Genomic DNA, 24,447 nt, shown 5'->3' with positions numbered 1-24,447 from the left:
GTCGATTTTAGCCACGGATGGCTTAAATCAATCACGAGCTTAGCGACACTATCGCCCAAAGCACCATTTTTTAAATTGCTTTTAGGGAGGTCATTAAATGGCTTTAGATAATATTGTTCTAATATTTGCTGAATTTTTTGAAAAAAATTGGATTTATTAAGAGTGGTCATTTGAATCATCCTGAGTTGATGACTAGCAAACTGAATATTAATTAACACAAAAGTTCAATAGAAAACATCCAATAGAGTAATTCTTAATGAACATACAAGGATCTTCTTTATGAGCATCGCGAACCCCGTGAATTCCCGTATTACGCGATGCTAATACTTAAATGCTCTCAAAGGTTAATTGCTCTTATTATGTTTCTTTAAATTTTGCTCCAGCGTTTTGTTAGCAATTACAGCACTATGTAAGTCTTTAGACGGTATTGCAAATAAGCAATATTCTACGAACACACGTATGGGTTTTAGAAACAATACCATTTTTTTTATCGAACCCAGGGTTTCGGGCTTAGCATAATGTAAATAACTACTAAATAAATCATTTAAAAGAAAAGGATTGTCTCGGCATTGCCTGGCAACACTAAAAAATAAAAGCCAGACATCCCGGGCCTGTGCTTGTGCTGCACTCATAACACTTAAAGGATCTTCTTCTAAATCGATAAAATAGATCTGCTCATTGTTATAAGTCATATCCCTTAAAGAGGGGCGGCCATGACATAAATTGGCTTGATGCAATTTCCCTAACGCAATAGCAGCTTGTTGTAACAAGTAAGCTCGTTTTCCGGGCTCATCAATAGACTCCAGATGCCTTTGTAGCGTCTCTCCCACATCAGTAGTAGCCAGGAATTCATTGTTTGCAATTAAAACGGTTGGGACAGGAATATTATTGTCAGCTAACAGTGTCAAGCGCATCGCCTCTTGAAGCAAACTATCAGTAACATCAGAAACTACAGTGGGATAAATAACTGGAAATGGAATAATAAACGTTAAATAATGCAGGAGCTTATGCCAAATGTTTTCCTTGGAAGCAAATCGTCGCTTAATCCATACTTCCTGGTCATCATGAATAATTTTACCAACAGAGATTTGAGGGTTATCTGCAATATATTTTTTTACTAAATCATAAAGCGACATAAATCATAATCCTTAAATTTAATAACTCAGAGCAATAACCTTAAACACATAATGAGATATCACATCTGATTTTAATTTATTCGATTTGAAATTTGGCAATTATCCAAAGCAGCATAATTTATATCCAACGTTAAACTGAATCAATATTTTTTTCTAATCAATTACAATCGCTGAAAGCTTCGTCTAATGGTCGGGATTGCTTCGCATAGCAGTCAGGCTGGGAAAATCATAAGTTGCCTGGATGCAGCACAGCGAAATCCGGGCAGCTTTGATGAGGTATCTGGGTTAAAGGAGGATAATAAATAATCTCCTGCTTAATCCACCATCCTCGATAACTCGAGATATGACAGATTCAAGCAGGAGACAAAATGAACTCTCTCTGGAGCACCTCCCAGCGGTAGTTCTTTGTTTATGAGTTATAGCACGAGCCATTACCTAAATATCAGGTTGGTGGTGGTCGACGACCCAAAACCAGAAAAACAATAAACAAAACCAAAAAAATGAGGAACAAAATTTTGGCTATTCCCATTGCTGTACCCGCAATACCACCGAAGCCTAATACACCAGCAATTATGGCGATAATTAAAAAGGTTAATGCCCATCCTAGCATGATAGTCTCCATAATTAAGTCCATTCTGTTTAATTATAGACCATCAAAGTGGGTGTAGCTGAATACTGAGACACTTAAGATGCTGTAGTCCGTATTAGCGTAACGTGTAATTTGGAGCCCAAGAGAGGCTGGTCATTCCCGCATTACGCGATGCGAATGTGCGCTACAACGATAAAACGATGTTATGAGCGCCTAGGAGCAGCGCTCAGGCTCCATTCAATTATTGCCTTGCTTGTTGTCACAACATAACAAATAATAAGCTTCATATTACTGTCCAGGATGCCTCTAGATGACTACAATTGAAAACACGACACATGATAATGCCTACGACTTTTCATTTAATACATTAACTGGGCATGGTCCCTTACCTCTTGCATCTTTTCTCGGAAAGGTTTTAATCATAGTCAATACTGCCTCCAAATGTGGATTTACTCCTCAATATGCGCTTCTGGAAAAACTCTATGAGCAATACAAAGACAAAGGATTAGTGATCTTGGGGGTTCCTTCTAATGATTTTGCCAATCAGGAATCAGGAACAGCCGAAGAAATTGAGCAATTTTGCCAACTGAATTATGGTGTTTCGTTTCCAATGGCTGCAAAAGAAATTGTTTCAGGAAAAAATGCGCATCCCTTTTATCTCTGGGCAAGAAAAAAATTAGGATTTGGTACTGCACCTAAATGGAACTTTCATAAATATCTAGTCAACCGCCAGGGAGAACTTATCAATTATTTCTATACCACTACGTCTCCCGATGCTCCAAGATTTGTTAAAGCCATTGAAAAGGCTCTTGCAGAAAAGAAATAAACGCTCTCGTGGTGAATTTGACGGCCGGTGCTTTGAATCTGTCTCTATTGCAACAAAGGTTCAGGTATTTGTGAAATAGTTTCGCCATCAAAGCCAGTTGCAAGGCCTATAACATTCCATACTCCATTGGCATTATGTAAATAACCAATCTGATCATCAAAATTAGGTTGGGCATAATGCACGATAACCGAGGCATAAGAAGAAAGACATTTAATGGAAGAAATGCTGGCGCCTTGAGATCCACCAGTAGAGTCTTTTTCAATATAAGCGATAATTGCACTTTGAATTTGCTCTGAATCATTACCACTGCATGAGTACTGATTCGCCCAGCTTTTACCGAATAGCCCCAATCCTAAGAGTAGTAACATAACTATTTTCCGATGGGTTCCAGATACTGAAAAAATGACCTTAAACATATAATCCTCCAAATGAATGAAATCAATTGTTAACAGGATAGATTCGACTCAGTCAGATCTATAGAGCCTCCATCATCTTTAGGGTTTGAATTATGCACACGTTTCGAATTTCCAAAATACGTTAGGGTTTCCGATACACGTGTTTCATTTTTCTGGCGCGCTTCGCCTTGATGCTCAGTAGCGTGCATAGTGACTGCGACAACATGAGGCCTCACTTTAACCGTTGTGGCTTCATTTGCCACAGTGGATAACGCTCTATGGAGAGCATTCTCAGAACTGGTTTCATCCAAATTAAGGCCATTCATATGTTTAAGTTGCATTTCCATATCATCACAAACAGTATAAAACTCAGGAGGATTAAAGCTAAGATTAACTGAAAGAGTGTGTTTGTCCCTGATAATTTCTCTCAGATTAAAGTGCTTATCAATAAATGAAGCAGGATCTCGCTCTTCTATTAAAACCTGCTGTTCACTAAATACTGATAGCAGATTCTTTAGACCAGAGAGTAATTTGTTACATGCTGATTTTTCAGTCTTAAGTACTTTAACCTGTTCATTACTCAATTTTAATGTATCAATAAGTACCTTTTGCTTTTCATCAAAACTGATAAGTTGGGATTTCTTTTGAGCTTCAATATCCTTTATCTGTTCATCCAAACTCAGAATCTCTTTATCCAGAAAAGCAAGCGCATCGTGCGAATCAGAAGAAAGTGTGTATTCTTTACCATCCGCACCGGTAAAAACAGTGCCACGATTTTCTATTGGCGTATACCGGGCCAAGAGATTATCAATAGCGTTAAAGCCCAGTACGTTATCCACACAATATTTACTTAAAGCATTTATCTGTTCTGCACTGGCCTTGACGTTTTGATTTAATAATGCCTGTTTTACATATTGAGTCATTTCTTGAATAGTAACAGGGGCATTTTGATATGCAGTAAGCTGCAGAGGCAAATTATAATTAAAAGACTTTATCCCTTCTTTTAAAATAGAACTCGCTTCTAAAAACAAAGACTCTTCTTCAGGTCGTGGCTCGCTGAAACGTTCAAGCAAAAGAGTTCGAACAATTTGCTTAATATCATCTTGGACTGCTTCCGTATATTTATCCTTATCACCCGTATTTAAAGTATAAGAAAGTAGCGTGAGAAGCTCAAATGTCGCTCCACCTGATGGATCTATTTTATTGCCAAAGGCCTCGATGTTGGCAATTAAACATTGTTCAAAATCCTTTCCCAAACAAAAGTCAAATAGTGCGTTTTCAAAACAGGCTTTTAAAGCCCCCCATTCTTCTTTAGTCGTGTAAAAATTATTAAAATGCTCTTCTAAAACATGTTCAAATGTATCACCCCAAAGTTTTACTTGTGACAAATCAATTAAGAGCTTCTTCTTATTTTTTCCAGGCCCTTGCATTCGCTTTAAAACAGAGACCATTTCATCAATAAAGGTGCCTTTCTTTTCCTCATAAAAACTTACATTTTTATAGACCTTATGTGCTTCCTTGGCTATATTCAACGCCATCACATTCAATTCAAATGTTAATTGCTGAGGAGTATAATCCTTCTTGCCTAAAAACGGTTTTAGTATGAATGACTCGATTGACGATTGAAGAGCATCCCCTAAAGATGGAAACGATTTGTTATACGCAGTAATGCTATGACCAAAATCCTTAGCTTTGCAAAAATGAACTAAATTGCTTCTCATGAATCCCCGATTGGGATTTCTAACATCCAGATATTGTTTGATGTCTTCAGTGAATAGCGAATTAATTTTAGTTTTCGCTCGTTGAAGCGCTTCTTCTTTTCTTGCGGTTAAATGACGTATCTTTTCATCCAAATCACTAATCACTTGCTTTTTAAGTTCTCTGGATTTTTTGAGCTCGTCTTTAGTACTATTTCTTTGATCCCTGGCTGCATTGTATTCGCTGGAGACATCACTAACCGTCGTCCTAATTATTGATGGGTTATCACTGTTCGTCATCTTCTCTGACAGAGCTAAAATGCGTGTATTTAATGTTGATGAAATAAATACCTCTGCATTTGCCTCTCCCTTACCAACAGATATCGTCACTCCATTTTTTTCCCATTTATCATTAAAGACTTTATGAGTTTGTTGTACATAAAGAGGAATCTCCTGTGCTTTTTGGCCATAGAAACCCCACTTTGGTAGATCAAAAACAGGAGTTATCTCCTCGCGCGCTCCTTCTTCATTTTGGCTGTGTAGCGTTAAAGAAGGCGACAGTTGTTCCGCAGTACAGATGCCCACAAGAGAACTTGCTAATGATTCTAATGAGCTTCCTTTTATTTCATAATGGTATGATGAAAAGTTGAGTTTTTTCAATAATGGCTCTTTTAAAGCCTCTATTGGTTTCCCTACAATAGGAACAAGGACTCCTGATTTCTTAACTGACAGATCATAGAGACTCCAACGCGTTCCGCCAGATTTTTTAAATAAATCAGCTTCATCCTGGTTAATCAGAATAATTTGAGGATCACCTTTTTCCCGAGCAAGCAGATAGCGTACAGGAGGTAGAGGTTTTTCAGCCAAGGTTAATTGCTTATCATCCATATAAGCAGGGCTACATCTGATAAGATCCTGCTTATTAAATAAATTGTTCATATGAGCAATACGATAAGCAAGTGGAAGAGAAATTAGCGTTTCATCACTAGCTAAATAGTCAATGGAAACAGGTTTATAGGGTATGTCCTGTTTGTGTAATTGGGCTTCAACAACGACGTCTTCATTCATAACCTGAGAAAATGAATGTGTTTGAGTTTGGCTTTGACTCTGGGATTGACTCTCAGATTGTGACTCCGATTCAGAGTGAACCTCAGCAAGAGAATTACTCGTTACAGGTACAGTAAACTCATCACTTAAATTGAGTTTTCGCTTCTGTAGAATACTCTCTTTCATCTTATAGTACGGTTGCTTATCAGCCGCAGTTAATGAAGGAAGATTCAAGTTCGCCCTCGCACGACCAACAGAATCAAATACGGTGGTAAGTCTGGACTCAAATGAATAAACCAATTCTTCAAGAAACGCATTTTTTTGAACATGGCCAACTATTCGGCCATATTTCGCTTGCAAGTCACCAACATTCCTGGTTATAAATGGAGATATTTTATTCAGATCCTCAATACAACTGCGAAATAGAGCAATTTGCTCTGCATTCATTTCATGCCCTTGCTCTGACATTAATCGAGTCAATGCAGCTTGTTCTTGAAGAATTGAATTTTTAATTATTGAATCTAATTCTTTAATGAGTAATGAAACAGTATTCGAGTTATCCAGTAGCTCTTTTTGTCTGAGCCAATAGGCAATATCATTGCCTGTAAGCTCATGTTCTGGCTTTAATTTCAAATCCGATATGATCTTTTCCCGAACAATGTCTGGTACAGCAGGAGTAAACGATTGTCCTGACATCTTATCAATAATTTTCCTCATTCTCATGATGGCTTGTTTGTATTCATTATTAGTGACACTGAAATTTAAAGTGATTACTGCATTTGCGCCATCCATTTGCTTAATATCTGCGCCTCTCGCATGAGCCTGATCATAATAAGTAAAATAACTGCCGTTGATGTCTGATTCGTCAACCATATCCTGGGTTAAATCAAGCACAGTTTCATTATTATTGGAATTGAGCACTAATAATTTTTTGGTGTTTGTGACGTCATCGTAATAGATAACGCCATTATCCTTTACAGGACTGTCTATTCGTTTCAATTGCAATGCAATTGCTTTAGCAACAGCTCGATTTGATGCTTTGCACAGCCCACCTACATCTATAAGTGTTCTGGTATTTATTGAAAACGAGTTAGAAAGCTGCTCAAGAAGTGCTGTGGTATAGTCGGTTTCAGATTTGATAAATGCAGCCGTATCCAGAGAAATAACCTGCTGACAATTTTTTCGTCCCATAATGCCCAAGGTCATGTTACCATCGGCAGCTGGATCAAGCCTGTTCTTATTAAAATAGGGGGACGTATCTCCTGCCGTGCCAGAAAATCCAAGAACCACATCATTTACAGTGCCTTGTTCATAACGATTGCTGTTGGCTTTACCCTCATCAAATTTAATCTGTTCTTGTATGATAGTGCGCGCCAAAACCTTCCTGAACGCAGTTAATGAAATGGAGGAACCTTTTGTCTGAGCGCCAAAACGAGAATTAAAATAGTTCTCTCTGGCTGAGTTTCTAATAACAGGATCTTCAATTTCAGCTAATTCTTTAATGTCATTAAATAGGCTTATAAACTCAGGACTAGTGTTTCCTTTTGTATTCAGGAATGGAGCCTCACCTACTCCATTACGAAATGAATTGATTAAAAACTCAAGATGAGGGACATCTTCAATAACTGTTCTTGGATCAAGGTAATAAAGCAAGGTGGTAATTGCAGTGACCTCCGGATTATCAAATCGAGAACCTTGAGGCTTTGGTGTTTGCGCCGCAGAATAAGGCACAGCAATTAATAATGGATTACCAGGCTCCCTTTTATTTGCAGAAGATGGGCTTAAATCATAACGTCTGCTTCCATCACTGGAGTTCTCAAACCAAACACCAAAATCGGTACCAGGTTCTTTTTCAGTGAACAGACTTAATAAAGAAGGATCGGTGAGAATAGCTCTAATCAAATAAATATCAGTACTGTTTTCACTGGTTACGGATGAGGGCTGTTTTGTTTGTAAAGAGGTAACATAATCAAATAAACTACGGTCTTCATCGACAATACCCAATTTACTAAGTAATAATGATGCTAAACCTTCAATGGACCTATCTTCTGTAGTACAAATTACTTGGGCAATAAGTTCAAGAGGATATATCTCTTTGGCATTAATTGCTATTTTTTCTCCAGAAGTATAGTTTACATCGGTTGTGTGAGGATCTTGAGTCGAGTCCAATTCATCAAAAATTGAAATCGTCGTTAAAGAACGGATCTCATTAATTAATGAAATGCATTGCATCAGTTCTTTTTCCTGCTTCGGCTCATCTCTTATTTTAAGCAACAGATCTAAAAATATTTCTTCCTGACACTCTAATGCATTGCGAACACTTGGGGCTTGAACTAGCACTTCACGGCTGTCCCTGACACGTTTATACAGCGTGAGTCTTTTTCTTAAATCGTCCTTTGCATCTTTCAGCGATTTTAATCTTGGACTGTCTTCGTCCATTTTTGCTTCAGGATCTGCAACAATACTGTAGCGCTGGAAATCATCTTTGACGGCACGTGATTTTATTATATTAGAAAGCGTGGAAGACATATCGGCAGTGTTTGTCTCAAGTGCTGATTTAGGAACAATAAAACGAACCAGCTTATCCCCTGTTTTGTATAAAGCAACCAAGGGTAGTAATGATGTTTTTCCAAATCCCATTCTAGCCTGAGCTGAATCAATTTTATCAGGATCGGTTTCATCATCCAGGAGCAAACCACGGAATACATTCACTTGTCCCATAGTACATCGATGCCCAAACTCTGTTTCAAATAACAAGAAGGCTCGCTGCATTTTTCTGTCCTGCTCAACTTTTAATGCCCCCTCTTCTGATTTCAGATCTTCAGGAGCAATTTCCGAATCAAGCAGATTGCCTAATTGATAATTTCTCTTTACATGTAACATAGAAATTGCTTTTTCTACGTTTCCTCTATTAAACGTATTCAAAACATCATTCAAATGATCTGCTTCTGTTTTGTAGAACATCAATCGTGTTAAACCATAATTTAAAGCAATCTGAGTCTGACGTCGTTCTTCTTCAGGGAAATAGGAAAGGACTTTACTAAAGTCATTTAAGAGATAAGCTGCATTTAATTCCGCCATGGAAAGCTCTTTTGATGAGCGCCCTAAAAGGGATTCAATTTTACTTTGTGCCAACAACACCTCATCAGTGCATCTTTCCCGATCAGATGATATTTTCTCGATTAATTCCGGCAATATCTCTGGTTTTATTGAATAGCGTCCACCATTTACAGCCATTTCGTAGAGAAATACTTCCAGGCGCTCATTAATCATTTTTATGTCTTTGGATTGGAATCCCATTTCATTAAAATAAGCAGCAACTTTAGGAGATGAAAAAAACTCTGAAGGATGTGCTATTAATTGAAATTTATCCATTCCAGGAACAGGTTTGATCCATCGCTGTTGGTGCAGCCAATCAAATAACGCAGCCACATTTACCTTGGATAGTCCTCCGGCTCCTTTTTTATCAGGAGATACATTGAATAATTGAGTAATGGTGTCACTCGTTATAAGGCCGTAGTTTTCATAATAGTAGCCATCTTCCTGAGTCTGAATTGACTCACTAAGCTCACCCAGACCACGTGTCAATCGAGCCTCCAATTGCATTTGTTCTCTATCAATCAAAGAATAAATATCATCATGAGGAGTGAACTGAATCAATGTACGAGCACCAATAGATTCAATTGGCATATAAGTCGTTTTCGTATTCAGATTTATTGGTTTTTTGGGTACCAAGGGCAACACCATTGCCTTGGGTCCTAAAATCAGTTGAAGCGCTTCATCGTCTCCAAACTCTGATTCTATCTCTCGCCACAGCCCTGAAAAAAGGTGTTCGGGAAGAGAGCTGTATTCTTCATTTATCGATTTGATTTCTTTGCTGAACGCAATTAATAATTGTTCATAACCAGCTCTGTCCCAACCAACTCGTTTTCCTCTCAGACTTTCTTCTCTTTGTAAAAGATGATTTTGTAATTCGATGCCAAGCATCATAGCAATTGCAATTCTATCATCCTTAGTTAAAGGTTCTTTTTGTTCATATTCCTTTCTGATAGCTCTTAAATTTTCTAGCTCTCCTGATTTAAGCGACACCTTGGGTATTGACTTGCCTAATTGTTCAATCCAAACCGGAGTTTTACCAGGAAGCGTTCCGATATGCAGTGTGCTCTGGAAATCTTTCGCTAATAAAGAACCATCCAGAGATATATCATAGGTGAAAAGATAACCAGCTTCCGCATTGTTTTTCTTCAATTGTTCAACTATTGAAAAATAAGCATTTTTTGCCTCTTCGTAATGAGCAATGCTATCCGCTTTTTTATTCATCAGTCCAAGATAAGCGTGATGCATTTCCTGTCTTAATTTCTGGCATTGCTGTTCCAAATTTTTTATAAGCGGACTATCAGGAACAAAAACAAAATATTCTGGAGACTTAATTTTTTTGATAGTCATTTCATGTTCATGAATTTTAGAGGCAATGTCTTTTTTATCCTTGATAGAGATTAAAGCTCCTTTTTTAATGGATGACAGCTTATCTTTTAATGCAACGATTTTCACATTTAAAAGGTTAACCTCTTCAGACTCTAACGGGGTAAGCACCTTTTCAGTATAACCAGCTCCCTGCTCTGTCAATATTAATAAACGTTTGGGAGTGCTCTCTGCAAGACTATCTGTAATATAATAATGATTAGATTCACTATCATGAACAACGTATTTTTGTATCGAAGGAATATAAACAGTAACCTGATCTACACTTAGCATTTCCTCAAAAGGAAAAATTTTAATCAACCTGCATGCAGGACTTGTGCCTTCATGTATGTTATCAAGCTGAATAGAGATACGGTTACCACGATGATCAACTAGTTCTCCAATCCATCCATTACTCTGTTCTGATAGTTTTAAAAGTGGTGCGAAATCAGCAGTAAAGGCATGAACAGCCCCCGAAGAGTCAAGAAAAAAGTGTTCTGCGTTTATCCTGTTTTTTACAGCAAGAGGTAAAGTATCCAAATGTTCGGGAGGCAAATACTGGAGCAGTTTAGTTTGCCCATCCAAAGTCTGCAACTCTCTTTGGATAACAAGAGTTCCATCTACTAATTGAGTTATAGAGGCTTTTATTTCATTGCCTTCCACGTAGAGATATGAATTACCATCAGGTTTAAATGGATGATTATCAAGACCTAACTCCTGTACGGAATTATGTGAGCTAATAAACGAAGGCATTACACTGTGTTTACTGTTTCCTACATAAATAACTCCATGCAGAATATCCAAACGTATATTAGAACCTAACGCAATAAATCCAGGAACATCATAAGAAGAAGGCAAGACTACTTTTAATTTAGCTCCATCAAATTTTTGCCCATCTTTATAAGCATTAATCACTGAATTAAATACAGCAGCACGATTATTTTTGCCTAAATTGCCGGCGAAATTAATTAATCTATCGTGTAACTTATTTAGATTTGCCTGTACTAAGGCCATTTCTCGTTTGTATTCAAAATTATCACCAAGATTTGATTTGACCTCTTCTGATGCCTGTTCTAAAAGCTGATGATACGCAAGATTGGCACATATTAATCTGGAATAGAGCCCATCTAAACTGGCTTCATCTGAACTATCATTCAAGAAATGATTCTCTATTTCCATAGAGAGCAAATTGATTTCCTTAGCAAATCCAAACAACCTGTCTTCTGCATTCAAAGAAGCCTTGTTTGTTAAAGTATCTATGAATACATTAACGGGATTAGAATCATAAACTGGAGATACTACATCCTGACTATTGGGTTCATCCGATAATTTTTTTGCATCCAATGTAGCGCATTTAATTAATAGCTCAGCACGGAATACATCATGAGGAGTTTTGAGTTGTGATGCATTGCCTTCATTGAATTTTAATTCTAACAAGAAATGCAATAACTCAAATTTTTCATCTTTAGATGCATGATAATATGCATCTAAAAATGCTCTGGTAAAAAATTCTCGGCCTTGCGTACTGTTAATTCCATCACTTGAAAAGAGAAACGACGGAGTAGAATAATAGTGAATAAACTGCTTCGGAAGCAATGCATCACCATTTCTCATCATTAATCGATCGGATAATTTACGAAGCTCAGAATCGACCCCATTTTCTCTCCCGTACACGGTTAAAGCGCTTTGTATTCCTTTTTGTGCTTCATAGATTCCCTCAAGACCAATTGGGGAAGCATGAATAGCATTATCTACCTGTTTTAGTAAACTAATGTCTTTAGGATGATGGCCTCCAGACGTCAACCGAGATATTTTTTCAGACAAGTGACTATCTGGAGGAAGAATCAATCGTTCCCATTGTTTTATGATAGAAAAACACTCTGGTGTAACCTGTGCATTTTCCTGTTCATCAAATTGAAGACCAGCCAGGGTCAAATGCAATAAAGCGGTTAATAGTTGGCTTCGTTCAGTATTTTCAAGTTTTAAAAAAGAATTGACAAGCGACCCGTCTAAATCTCGATAATCGGTAAGAAGTGTATTCGAAAGTTCTTTAATGAGCTCTTCTGGTGGGGCATAAGGAAGGGCAAAAAGATTAGACGAGGTGGCAATACAAAATTCAATAAGTCTCTCTCGTTTATTCTCTAATCCATTATGGGATTTCAACCTGTTGAGATAAGACCGAAGAGAATCATAATATTGGAAACATTCATATTTAGATAAACCTTTATTTTTAGGTACTCTGTTTTTTCGCAAGAAAGATAAGGTACTGGAATCCAGAGCTCCACTCTCTGATTGAGATAAAAACTGTTCTTTTGGTCCTGTAAATTCTTTATGCTCAATGGTAACATCATGTTGAGCATGAAGGTCTGTCGCCTTTAGTTGTACAGAAACCACCCGTTCTCTAGGTGGTAGTGTATTTTTCATTTGTGCAATTTTATTTTGAAGTCCTGATTTATAACATTTCAATATATTCATTGCAGCGTGAATACGTTGCTCCCGGATGTGTTCGATTTCTTCCAGGCTTATAGGTTTCCAGCCCATTTCTTCAATCTGCTGACGTGTTAATTCAATTGGAAAATCAGAACTCTTAAGAGCAGCAAACTTAATATTGGCTTTCTGTTCGATAAAATGTTGAAATGCTCGATTAACAGCAGACGTCAATTCAGCCCCGTCTTTATTGCCTATTAAATATAAAATCTCTTTATTTTCATGTTCCAACCAAATATGAAACATTTCACGTACCCATTCACTCTTAATTTCCTGAGGAATAGGTAATTTACTAATGCTTAAAGAGTATTCTTCAAGTTGATTATAACTATTCTCACTATTAACGAGTGATTTCAGCAGTTCGGAATTGAGATCATCCAGATTGTTCGTTCCCAAAATAATTTTGTGCTCTAATATCTCAAACGTTCTCTCTTTAAGATTTTTATTTAAATTTTGTATTTTTGCATACAATGACCCCTCTCGGTACCCGCTAGCTTTTTTAGGAGAAGCCAGCTCATTATCTTCAGAAGAATCTGTATACATGTGTTGGTTTCGCTCTTTTTCCGTACCCATTCGTCCTTCAGAAAGCTCCTGCAAAATTCGAAAATCAGGGTTGATTTGCAAACAATTATGAATCACTTGTCTGCGATAATTATCAAAACTGTTGGCCTTCTCACTAATTTTTGTCTCTATGTCATCAGATTTTATATATTTAATTATCCCTTTCAGTTCACTGCCTAGAGTATCTAGCTCAGTCTGAACCTTACTGAATGCATTGGTTACATCTCTGACAGAACGCATTCCTGGTTCGTTAGCTCGTATTTTATCTAGTGTTTTTGAGGCCATTAAGATTTTATATTGAGCGGATCCCCTAACGGTTTCGCTTTCTTCAAGGATAATTTTCTTTGCCGCTACAGACCTTTTTAACGCCTTTAAGTATCCCAGCTCTTTTTCTATCTGCTCTTGACGTAATTCAAGATTTTTTAATTTTAAGGCATTTACACCGGAGCCTGATGATTCCTTTTTATTTTGAATATCATCGATAAGCTCTTTTAATTTAATGTCACTTTCGCTGATTATTCGGTCAAGAGCTTCTTCATATTGAACAAGCTGAACAATCCCTTGCTGGATAAAATTACTAGTATTCTCAATGATGGATGCTAGCCGATCCTCAAATGCCTTATGTTGCTCAGGATAAACCAAATTAACGAATCGTTTTTCAATTTGAGGAGAAACATTCCGTAAATATTCCAAGAGATTTATTACACTGGGAATGGTCATTGCTTTTTTATTCGCAACGACAAGTCTGAAAAATGTTTGTTTGTCAATTTCTCTTCGTTCACCAGCAATATTGATTTCAATTTTAGTGGTCTCACTTCTTGAAAAACCAGTGGTATAATTGACAATATTTGCATTCTCCAGATCTTCAGTTGTAACAGTACTGAACGCATCACTAAAACCTGCATGCTTTAATCGTTCATTAGCTGAATGAATATACCGTTCATTAATAGTCAGCTTTTTAATTTGATGATTTATAAGTCGTATGGATGCTTTCCATGCCTGAGCTGCAGCAAAATCCGAAAGTTTAGCTAATGCAGCAGGATCAACTGTCCCATTAACGTTTTTTAAAGCCAGCGTTCCGGTATTCCAATCGAAGGTATTGTCAGAACGATACACTTCTGGAGAAAAAATTTGTTTTATTTCCTGCAGTCTGTTTCCTTTCTTTAGATAAAGATAATAGGCTTGTATATGGCTTCCTATTTTTTTATTTATATGCTCTATTGCCACTTGATTTGTGCTATTTCCTTCCAAAACCAAAGCATCTTTTGCCTGAATAAGGCTATTGAAAAAGCGTACGTAGTATTCTTTCGTGGGCACGTCTGCAATTTCGCTTAAAATGACAGAAGTTTCATGTAACTCATCTGGAGAAAGAAACTCTAAAGGTATATTTTTCAACATATAGATGTATTCATTATCAACAATAGGAGGCTCCTCTTCTCCTTTTATTTCGGTTTCTCTCCCACATGCATCAGCTATCAAACCATTCTTTTGTTCGATCAAGATGGCCATTCTGAGTTTTTTATAAGTAGGTTTACCTAATTCATATAACTGGCAGGACTGTAATCTTTTTGCAAAACAGTTGGATGTATTTTGAGGCAACTGTAATAAAGGATCAAATTGAGGGGGAGAATTAGGATCTGCAATTGCAGTAAATTTATTGATATAGGCTAAATAAACCTTTGATTGATCCCAAAGAGCCATAATCCTGCCCAATGGCCCCATTAATCTCCGTTCTTCTCTTGTGGAATGAGATAAATTTTCGGTAATATTTGTCTCAGCCCAGCCTGCGTAAGTATGTTGACGAATTAAATTATGAAAATAAGTAACCCCATTTGGAGACAGTAGGCGAGCCGCAGGTATCGTAAAACTCAAGGCATTTGAACGTTTGGCCTCATAAGCCATCATATTCAGCTGCAATAATCCAATCAAACTCTCACTTAGAGTGCTGTTTTCCAAAGCACCTGAAGAGTCGTAGCATGTTAATACAAACTCCTCACCTATCCTCTTTATTGCAAGCTTCATTGCATGCCCTTCCAGACCGGTGTCCAAATACAAAGCCTCACCGTCTTTTAGAGCTGAACAAGCATTTAATACGGACTTACTTAATGCAGCAAGCCTTGTTTCTAGTTTTTTCTGCTCACTATCAAAGTCCTTATCCTTCTTTTTATACCCTCCATTTTTATCAGATTCATAACCACCCCATGAAAATGAAATACTGGCAATGGCGTTATTTAACGCTCTTGAGCGATCTACATTGGTTTTGTATTGTTCAATCTGCGCCATCTCATCTAGGGTAAAGCTCAAGCCATATTCGCTATACTTACCATCAGATGCTATAATATTTCTAAGATCTTGTGCTTCTAAAGCAGTAACCAATGCATCATTTCCAGCTAAAGAAAATACGTGTTCCTGTTTTAAAGGGTTAGCCTCATCTTCGTCGGAAATACTTTGAGTAATTGTATTACATAAAGCATCAACTGTTGCACTATCATCAGATGATTCAGACAGAGATTCAACAACAGTACTTAAATCACCATGATTTTTACCTCGTGTCCCTGCAACAACCTGAGATGCAAGGACAATACCGTATCGTCCCCTAATAGAGCATTCTCTAACATCCATTGAACGACTTTGTACATCTCCTATGCCACTCTTTCCAGCTAATTCCCTGGCATATTCTGCGCCATCCATGCGCATCTCATCAAAAAGCTGATGCTCCTCTTCAGAAAGTTCCGCCTGATATACATTTTCCGGGGGCCCATCAGGAGCTTTGGGGACATCTGGGCTTGTAAACAACCCGATGAAGTTAGACCAAGCTCGTATAAACCAATTAACTAAACGAACAAAGAGCCTACCCAAAAACGAGAGAACCACGGGAGGAGTGTCTCCAGCAACAACTGTAGATTTTTTCTGAAGATCACTTTTCGCGGAGTTGATCCGGTTAATAACCTTACTCCATATTTGCGACTCTAATCCTGCTTCCACTAAACAGGCTTTACTTAAAGTTTTATAATTTTTTTTCCAGTCATACAAACCATCTTGGACGGCTTTTCTATCTAATTCATCACGAATCGCAATGGAAAGTTTCTCATACTCATTTTGGTTCTTTTTTTCTAATAAGTTTAAAATAATGAAGAGTTCATCATATTTAGCCTTCATTAAAAAGATAGGGTTGAGTTGAGTGTCAAATAGCTCATCTACAATAGTTTGTGTGTATTTTTCATATAATGTATTTAATTGATCGCTAACTCGTACATTTGGCAGCAGGGTATCCAATTCATTAGTATCTTGTTTTTTTTGTTGATTTAAATCTCGTACTCGTTTCGTTAATAATATCCTTAGCTCTCCCCGACGCTCATAATTGTTTATTTTAGATACGACTTCCGAGTTTAATAATTTAACTTCGTCCAGGCCTAATTGTTGCGTGATAAACGCGATTTTATCTAATTGCAATTGCTCAATTAAGACAATTAAATCAGCTATTTTTTCTGCTTTATTACTCATTGGCCCCCCGAACTTTAGTGAGCATAAATCAGCGCAGTGGTCATCGGACAGTAGATATAGAGCAATAACACGAAACGCCGCTAATTAAATGCCCATACATGCTAATTTTAGCACATATACTCACGTTAAGGTCAAATAGTTTTTTTGAAGAACAACCAATTGATTAATAAATCAAATTTTATAAGAATGTTTAATTCAAGACAAAACGAGCATTGAAAATGCTCCATTTGTCAACAAAGAGAAGCACACATGAGAAGAAAATAGGTGATGTTGTTTAACAAAAAATCACGACCAGGACATTAGGTATATAGCTGATAAAGATTAAAATTAAATATAGTTAAATAAAGACATACCTTGAATTTGAACATAACTTTTTTGAGCAATCTGTAAATTATAAATTTGCAAGGTAAGCTCTGAAGCAACTTGATAGGGATCAATTTCCCGAAGTAATTTTAACGAAGCATTACTGGTGTCAAGCAAATTTTGATTCGCATTATCTGCACTGGCCAATTGATTCAATCTAGCTCCCAAATCAGCTTGAATATTGGCAATATGGTTAAATGATTTATCGAGCTGAGACAATAATTGATTATTTTCTGTTTCAGTTGACGCCTTTTCAACGGCTGTTTTATAAGGTTGGTTCAGATTAGATATCATGCGCTGTACGGTTGAAAATAAAGATTCATTTTTAGCTGGGTCTATAGCAAAGGAATCTCCTGCAACGGGGGTACCACTTACAGTCAACTCTATTCCATTAAAATTAATTACCTCACCATCTTTATATAAAGGCGCATCATCTGGTAAACCTGAGGGAGGGATAACATCCCCACTTGCAGTACCATTTACCATAACGACTGTTTGCCCTAGAGTGTTTAATGCAAAACTCATCGTGTAATTATCTGGTACATAAGCCGCAGCATTGACTACAGAACCAGTACTGACAACAACAGTACCAGCATTGGGAGTTGCCGTTTTATTGACCGTAAAAAAGCCATTGCCATTAGGGATACGCATAAAGACATTATCCCCTGTATCATTGGTTGCTACCTTTAAACTGTGTGTTACTGACTGGAATCGCTGTGTACTGTCACCATGATAAATGTATTGCCCGGAGGAATTTACAGAGATAGGCTGAACTGTCGATTGTCCACCGCTAAACATGTAATTACCGTTTGCGTCCTTTGTATTTGCATAATCTTGTAGTTGATTCAAGATACTTGTTGCCTCTACAGCCAAAGTCTTCCTATCCTCTTCAGACAAAGCACCATTGCCCGCCTGAATTTGAATTTCTCGCAATCGATTCAGTGAGTGAATTGTATCCGTTAGAACTCCTTCTTCGAGACTAAGGGCACTATCCACTGCCTGACGATTTTTTTGCAGCAACTCAGTAGATCCAATACGATTTTTCATCAACTCAATTTGTGCAGAAGCAACAGGATCATCTGATGGGGATAACACTTTCAACCCACTCGATTGTTGATCTTGTAGCTTCATCACACGTTGTTGCAGATCAAGGATGTTGTTCAGTCCGCGCAGATACATCTGGTTGCTTGAAATTCGCATTCATCACCTCAGCATGTCGAATAATAGGTTCATCATGTCATTAGATATTTGCAACAATTTTCCCGCAGCTTCATAGGCCTGCTTAAACTTAAGAAGGTTCACCCCTTCTTCATCCTCATTAACGCCACTTTTACTTTGCCAGGCATCCAAAGCTTGCGTATGTAATACATCGGCAGATTCAGAACTAAGTTTAGCTTGTTTGGTTTGACCACCGACTTCTGCTAATAAATTCGAATAGGTTTCAAATAGGTTTTCTGTACCATTCGAGAGAAATTTACTTTGTTGTAAACCTGCCAGACTTAAGCCATTACGGTTATCCCCCGCAGCTCCAGTATTGTACGAAGCAGTAAACTGATCACCTGTTTTTGGTAAACCTGATAAAACTACGGAATAAGAAGGGTTTAGCGCATCAGGAATTTGCAGTATGTTATTATCGTTTGGAACAAAGGCTAATGGCCCTGTCGTCGTACTGTCTGTAACATTAACCAGGTTATATTGAGTATCTGAAATAAACTCAATTCGGTATTCTTTATTAACAGCATTCGTATTAAATACAGTACCTAAAGCAATTTGCCCCTGCCCTGTGTTATTCAACGATGCTTTTGTCCCAACGGGAGCTGCCAATGCTAATTCACGTGTATCGTGTATTTGCAGAGTTAAATCTCGTGCAGCACCTCTCAAGGGAACAAGAGTGAAATGATCCTCATCAGCAAGATGAGTAGTATCATCTACAGTAATGGTCATTCCATCGATAACAAATTGTCCAGCAGGTGGGGCTGGCGGTGTATTCGACCAATTAAGTGTCGTTGAAGTGCCATCCGATTTCCGGGTTATTCTTAATTCGTTAGTTGCTGCATCAGTAACAACCACTTCATAGTCACTTAATTTGGTTTGCGAAATATCAGATATGGCAACAGATAATACTCCGGTGCCAGTATTGCTGGCAGGAACAGTTACTCTATTTCGTTGTTGCACGGGGCTATTAAAATCAGTAAAAAAGTCCTTTCCAATCTGATTATTCAAATCCATACCCAGACGGTGCTGAGCATTAAATTTTTGAGCAAGGCCTATGGCCATTTGGCCAATTATTTGTGCTGACTGGCTAAGTACATCATGCTCGTACTCCATCAGTCCGCCAAGAGAACCTGTAGTTATCCTTGATGTAATATCGATCAGACCATTCTCATTACTTAAATAGATCTGAGTACCCGTAATATTGGAGTTCCCCTTCCCAACGACCATATCTCGTTGTTCCGTTCCGGCGACCAGCATATCCCCTGTAGCGATTCCCACATTAATGCTGCCGTCACTTTGTTCAAAAATAGTTAAACTGGTAAATTGAGACAGCTCTTGAAGCACTTTGTCTCGTTGATCGAGCAGTTGAAGTGCACCAGGACTAGTTATCAGTTGTTGATTGATTGCGGCAAGATCTTTGGTGTACTGATTTATTTGTTGTACTGCTCCGGAAATTTGAGTAGTAGATCCTTTTTGATACTCATCCAGCCTTACTTGCATCGAGTTAAATTGCTGTACTAATAATTCACTTTGCTTGATTGCTACTCCACGAGAAGAAATACTGTCTGGAGCACTGTTTAATTGTCCCATAGCCTCAAAAAAAGACTGTAAGGAAGTAGAAATACTGGTACCGTCCTGAGACAGCAATTTATCAATCTGAATCGCCTGTGAATAAAAAGAGTCAAATTGGGATTTAAGACTCAAGGTACTACGAACCTGATTATTCACAAATTGATCTACATTTCGATCAATAGAACCGACAGTAACACCAGTGCCAATAAATGATCCCGCATAGCGCTGGGACGGCCCTGCTGCGAATTGTATCGTTTGCCTGGAGTAACCACTGGTATGAATATTCGCTAAATTATTCCCAGTTACATCAAAAGCACGCTGAAAAGCACTTAATCCTGAATAAGCAATACTGAGTATGGACATATTCCCTCACTCCCTTTACTAATACGTTTAATGGCTCCAGGAACTATACTTGATCTGCCAATTCACAACGCTGTATTGCCTGGTTTAATTCATCACCATGATAAATAGACAAAATTTTACTGCCGTAATTCGGATCAGTAGCATATCCGGCTTTATGCAACTCATTGACATAAAGTTCTGGATTTCCAGCATTTGCCAGCGCATTCTGATATCGCTCACTGCCTTTTATTAGTGACACATAATCATTAAAACTTTGCTCCACTGAAGAATATTTGCGAAATGAAGCATTCATCTTAATAGGAGTATCGGCAATATATTCAGTTGTTTTAATTTTGACCGAATCAAATTCCTTGCTTGTTCCAGTTTTCACGTTAAATAAGTTATTACTACTGGTACCATCCGCATCCTTGGCAACAAATTTACCCCAGCCTGTTTCCAGCGCAGCCTGAGCCATCAGGATTTTAGGATCTAGCCCCATCAAAGAAGCAGCCTGTTGAGCCTTCGGCCAAATGGATTTAACAAAATCATCAATAATGCCCGTACCAGTAGTTTTTTGATTATTTAAATCACCAGCCGATTTCGGTATATCCAACGAACTACTGCTGCTTAATGTATTCACATTATCAGTACTTTTTCCAACAGCTCCTTCCAATTGTTTGGCCAACATGGTGGCTAAACCAATTCCTTTAGTAGAATTGGCAATACTACTGGCATATTGTCCATCCAGCATCTCCTGGAATGTCTCTTCATTCTTGCCACTAAAGGGACTGGATTCATCCAGAAAATGCTGCCCCATGCGCATACTTTTAAGCATTGATTGTAAAAAAATACCTTCAAATTGCTTGGCCACTTCCGGCAAAGCTTCTTTGGCATCGTTAGTTGCCTTCACCTTCAATTCATTTAAGCCCTGAAAGTCACTGGTAGCTATACGTTCGACTGTCATGTTGTTCACCTGTAAATTACATCTTTATATTACAATTAATGTTGCATTCAATGCCCCTGCTTGTTGCAGCGCTTCAAGTATGGCAATAACATCTGCCGGAGTCGCGCCTACAGCATTGATTCCTCTGACTATATCTTTCAAGGTAGTGCCCTTGGGCAGAACGAAGGCATGATTATTTCTTTGCTCGACATTTACCTGAGATTGCTGTGTAGATACGGTTCTACCGCCAGCAAAAGCATTCGGTTGGCTAATTACTGGTGTTTCAGTAATACTGACTACCAGATTTCCATGAGATACCGCTGCTGATTTAACGATTACATTACTGGAAATAACTACTGTTCCAGTTCTTGAGTTAATAATAATTTTAGCAACAGGCTCACCGGGTCTGAATTCAATATTTTCAAGAACGGAGACATAATCGACCCTTTGGGACATTTTTTTAGGAGCGGTGACTGTAACAGAGGCGGCATCCAAAGCACGTGCTGTTCCAGGTCCCATGAGTTCATTTATCGCATCACTCATTCGTTTCGCAGTAGTAAAATCAGGCATATGCAAGTTATAGGTAAGAGTTTCTGAGAAATAAAATGGATTTGGGATGTCCGCCTCTATCGTCGCCCCATTAGGAATCCTGCCTCCACTAGGTACGTTGACAGTAACACTCGATCCATCGCTGCCCGATGCGCTGACTCCTGAAACAATCACATTTCCTTGTGACATCGCATATACTCTTCCATCAGCTCCCTTAAGCGGAGTCAGCAATAAAGTACCACCTAACAAGCTTTTTGAGTCACCAATAGAGGAAATATTAACATCGAGGGTCTGACCTTTTTTCATGAACGTAGACAAACTGGACGTTACCATCACTGCGGCAACATTTTTGGAGTTCAGTTTGGTTCCAGCTGGAATGTTAATACCTAATTGAGTGAGCATATTGGCAAAACTGTCTTCAGTGTATTTAGTACCAGATTTATCACCAGTTCCATTTAAACCAACAACAAGACCATAGCCTACCAACTGGTTCGTTCTAACGCCAGCTAAAGTAGCGATGTCTTTAATTCGCTCAGCAAAAACCTGACTTACTGTCAATGTCATTGCCATCAACCATGTAATAACCAGCAGTCGCCGCATTACAGTTCCTTGTTATGTATTATGTTGGGAACAGAGGACTCCAGAGGAATCGTGCCAACCAACCTTGAGCATTAGTATTGTTAACCTGACCTGTACCACCATATGAAATTCTGGCATTGGCAACACGATCTGAATTTATAGAGTTATCCGCTTTTATATCCTGAGGGCGAACTATACCAGAAAGCTGCACGTATTCATTGCCTTGGTTGATTTTAACCCACTTTTCACCTTGTACTACCAGATTTCCATTTGCCAAGACCCTGGAAACGGTCACTGATATGCTACCTGCTAATCGATTATTCTGAATGGATCGCGCATCACCGGTAAATTTCCTTTGGTTATCCAAATCAAAATCCATACTGTATCCGCTACCTAAAGAAATAGGACGCCCCAGGAATAATTTATTAGTAATCTTTTCGGTATTATTTTTCTTTTGAGTAGTCGTTGCATTTTTCTGAGCATCAGTACGTTCAACCAGAAAAATAGTTAATATATCACCCGGATGCCTGGCTCTGGGAGTTTCAAACAGGGGTAATGCAGTCTCAGCATTATAAATTGATCCGCTTGCTTTACGTAATTGTTTTGGATCCGGATTAACCGGATACGTAGGCGCATAATCAGGATTCTTTCCAGGAACAGGCGGATTAATTGCTTCACACCCTCCCAGAAGAAGTGCTGACATCCCTATGACTGCATAATGGATCAGTTTCATAAATCTACCCTGCTTAAAGAGTTTGGGTTAAATATTGCAGCATACTGTCAACGGTCTGAATACTCTTGGCGGTAATTTCATAACTTCGTTGCGCCTGAATCATATTAACCAGCTCTTCAACTACGTTTACGTTTGACGCCTCCAAAGAACCTTGTAATAAAGTGCCAAGCCCAGAGTTACCAGGAATGTCAGTTAATGGAGTGCCGCTTGCCGCAGTTTCCACAAACAGGTTTTGACCTATAGGTTGAAGACCGGCACTATTGATGAAGTTGGTTAATTGAATATTACCGATCACTGAAGGAGCATTAGAACCAGCAACCATAGCACTTACTGTTCCATCATTTCCTATGGTAATGCTTGTTGTTTGGGCCGGTATCGTCATTGCAGGCTGAATTGGATATCCATTACTGGTAACAATCTGGCCAGTATTGTCTGTTTTAAGACTTCCATCCCGTGTATAAGCTTGCGTTCCATCTGGCATTAAAACAGTTAGAAAGCCCTGCCCTTCAATCGCAATATCCAAAGCATTTTGCGTACTTTGCACCCCCCCCTGAGCGAAGATTTTTTCAGTTGCTACCAAATGAACCCCGGTTCCCATATTAATACCCGTGGGAATCTGAGAGTTTTGTGAAGATTGAGCACCAGCCTGTCGCAAATTTTGATAGATAAGATCTTCAAATAAGGCCCTGCCCTTTTTAAAACCGGTCGTATTAACGTTCGCAAGGTTGTTTGCAATGGTAGCAATATTTTTATCCTGGGCTTCAAGGCCTGATTTACTGACCCATAATGCTGGTTCCATGAAAGTCTCCTGCAATTATTCTTATTATTATAAATCTACTCTTGCAATAGTTGTGCCAGTTTTTGGCCATTCTCATCGACTGTTGACAAGAGCTTCATTTGTGCATCAAACTCACGCCCAGCACTAATCATTCCCACCATTTGATCAATAGCCTTGACGTTTGAGCCCTCAATAGCGCCATTGATTATTTTTACCGTGCCGTCAGCAGCGGCTCTTCCTCCGTTTTTGAGCTGTAATAAACCTTCATCATTTTTGACCACATTATTTTTATCCAGTTTTACCAGTCTTATCCTGTCCAGTATCGCCAGACTTTTGACATCACCATCAAGAGGAACCACAGTAATGGTGCCATCATTACCTATTTCAATAGATTTTGCAGGAGGTATAGAGATAGGCCCACCATCACCCAAAACAGCTTTTCCACCGGCAGTAATTAATTGACCATTAACATCCAGCCTCAAACTACCACCGCGTGTATACGCCTCCTGCCCATTACTTCCCTTAACGGCCATCCATCCCTCACCATCGATTGCGATGTCAAGATCTCGTCCAGTGGTAATAATTCCTCCTGGCGTTAAATCGATGCCATTAGGTCGCTGAACTACAAATGACTGACCATTGATATTATTATTTCCATTAGCATCATTCA

General features: G+C 38.4%; 12 protein-coding genes. 1 reads left to right on the top strand and 11 read right to left on the bottom strand.

Annotated elements, in window-relative coordinates; all coding sequences use genetic code 11:
- Positions 1–344: 344 nt before the first annotated feature.
- Together Q0495_RS11825 and Q0495_RS11820 are read right to left on the bottom strand one after the other, a co-directional pair.
- The gene (locus Q0495_RS11825; protein WP_298626565.1) at positions 345–1,136 is read right to left on the bottom strand and encodes a hypothetical protein; all 792 of its coding nucleotides are present in this window, start codon (positions 1,134–1,136) and stop codon (positions 345–347) included.
- Positions 1,137–1,578: 442 nt separating this feature from the next.
- On the bottom strand, positions 1,579–1,746 hold the full coding sequence (locus tag Q0495_RS11820) for a DUF1328 domain-containing protein (RefSeq protein WP_298626568.1): 168 nt from the start codon (positions 1,744–1,746) through the stop codon (positions 1,579–1,581).
- Positions 1,747–2,035: 289 nt separating this feature from the next.
- On the opposite strand from Q0495_RS11820, the gene Q0495_RS11815 reads away from it, so the two are divergent.
- Positions 2,036–2,551 carry a glutathione peroxidase gene (locus Q0495_RS11815; protein WP_298626563.1) on the top strand — a complete coding sequence of 172 codons (516 nt, stop codon included), beginning with the start codon at positions 2,036–2,038 and terminating at the stop codon, positions 2,549–2,551.
- Between the two features lie 44 nt (positions 2,552–2,595).
- On the opposite strand, the gene Q0495_RS11810 is transcribed toward Q0495_RS11815, so the two are convergent.
- The 9 genes from Q0495_RS11810 to Q0495_RS11770 form a co-directional block, all read right to left on the bottom strand.
- On the bottom strand, positions 2,596–2,967 hold the full coding sequence (locus tag Q0495_RS11810; RefSeq protein WP_298626560.1) for a hypothetical protein: 372 nt from the start codon (positions 2,965–2,967) through the stop codon (positions 2,596–2,598).
- A gap of 29 nt (positions 2,968–2,996) precedes the next feature.
- The gene (locus Q0495_RS11805; RefSeq protein ID WP_298626558.1) at positions 2,997–16,703 is read right to left on the bottom strand and encodes a hypothetical protein; all 13,707 of its coding nucleotides are present in this window, start codon (positions 16,701–16,703) and stop codon (positions 2,997–2,999) included.
- A gap of 327 nt (positions 16,704–17,030) precedes the next feature.
- Entirely contained in the window at positions 17,031–18,266 is a 1,236-nt protein-coding gene (gene flgL, locus Q0495_RS11800) for a flagellar hook-associated protein FlgL (RefSeq protein ID WP_298626556.1), read from the bottom strand.
- A 3-nt stretch (positions 18,267–18,269) separates the two neighbouring features.
- Complete coding sequence (gene flgK, locus Q0495_RS11795) at positions 18,270–20,216, bottom strand: flagellar hook-associated protein FlgK (protein WP_298626553.1); 1,947 nt, start codon at positions 20,214–20,216, stop codon at positions 18,270–18,272.
- A 43-nt stretch (positions 20,217–20,259) separates the two neighbouring features.
- Complete coding sequence (locus tag Q0495_RS11790) at positions 20,260–21,159, bottom strand: glucosaminidase domain-containing protein (RefSeq protein ID WP_298626549.1); 900 nt, start codon at positions 21,157–21,159, stop codon at positions 20,260–20,262.
- A 24-nt stretch (positions 21,160–21,183) separates the two neighbouring features.
- Positions 21,184–22,287, bottom strand: coding sequence for a flagellar basal body P-ring protein FlgI (locus Q0495_RS11785; RefSeq protein ID WP_298626547.1), 1,104 nt, complete (start codon positions 22,285–22,287; stop codon positions 21,184–21,186).
- Positions 22,288–22,306: 19 nt separating this feature from the next.
- Positions 22,307–22,999 carry a flagellar basal body L-ring protein FlgH gene (gene flgH, locus Q0495_RS11780; protein ID WP_298626544.1) on the bottom strand — a complete coding sequence of 231 codons (693 nt, stop codon included), beginning with the start codon at positions 22,997–22,999 and terminating at the stop codon, positions 22,307–22,309.
- Between the two features lie 13 nt (positions 23,000–23,012).
- On the bottom strand, positions 23,013–23,798 hold the full coding sequence (gene flgG, locus Q0495_RS11775; RefSeq protein ID WP_298626541.1) for a flagellar basal-body rod protein FlgG: 786 nt from the start codon (positions 23,796–23,798) through the stop codon (positions 23,013–23,015).
- 35 nt (positions 23,799–23,833) lie between these two features.
- The coding region (locus Q0495_RS11770; RefSeq protein WP_298626538.1) for a flagellar basal body rod protein FlgF at positions 23,834–24,447 on the bottom strand (614 nt) is incomplete at its 5' end.

The sequence above is a fragment of the uncultured Legionella sp. genome, assembly GCF_937871865.1.
Classification (GTDB): Bacteria; Pseudomonadota; Gammaproteobacteria; order Legionellales; family Legionellaceae; genus Legionella.
Note: the sequence above shows the minus strand (reverse complement) of the source record. Positions and strands in the feature narration are given on the sequence as shown.

Bases quoted from the DNA above. Each gene is read 5' to 3' on its own strand.
- Q0495_RS11825 (WP_298626565.1), bottom strand. From the start codon at position 1,136: ATGTCGCTTTATGATTTAGTAAAAAAATATATTGCAGATAACCCTCAA.
- flgL (WP_298626556.1), bottom strand. From the start codon at position 18,266: ATGCGAATTTCAAGCAACCAGATGTATCTGCGCGGACTGAACAACATC.
- flgG (WP_298626541.1), bottom strand. From the start codon at position 23,798: ATGGAACCAGCATTATGGGTCAGTAAATCAGGCCTTGAAGCCCAGGAT.
- Q0495_RS11805 (WP_298626558.1), bottom strand. From the start codon at position 16,703: ATGAGTAATAAAGCAGAAAAAATAGCTGATTTAATTGTCTTAATTGAG.
- Q0495_RS11810 (WP_298626560.1), bottom strand. From the start codon at position 2,967: ATGTTTAAGGTCATTTTTTCAGTATCTGGAACCCATCGGAAAATAGTT.
- Q0495_RS11815 (WP_298626563.1), top strand. From the start codon at position 2,036: ATGACTACAATTGAAAACACGACACATGATAATGCCTACGACTTTTCA.
- Q0495_RS11785 (WP_298626547.1), bottom strand. From the start codon at position 22,287: ATGCGGCGACTGCTGGTTATTACATGGTTGATGGCAATGACATTGACA.
- Q0495_RS11790 (WP_298626549.1), bottom strand. From the start codon at position 21,159: ATGACAGTCGAACGTATAGCTACCAGTGACTTTCAGGGCTTAAATGAA.
- flgH (WP_298626544.1), bottom strand. From the start codon at position 22,999: ATGAAACTGATCCATTATGCAGTCATAGGGATGTCAGCACTTCTTCTG.
- flgK (WP_298626553.1), bottom strand. From the start codon at position 20,216: ATGTCCATACTCAGTATTGCTTATTCAGGATTAAGTGCTTTTCAGCGT.
- Q0495_RS11820 (WP_298626568.1), bottom strand. From the start codon at position 1,746: ATGCTAGGATGGGCATTAACCTTTTTAATTATCGCCATAATTGCTGGT.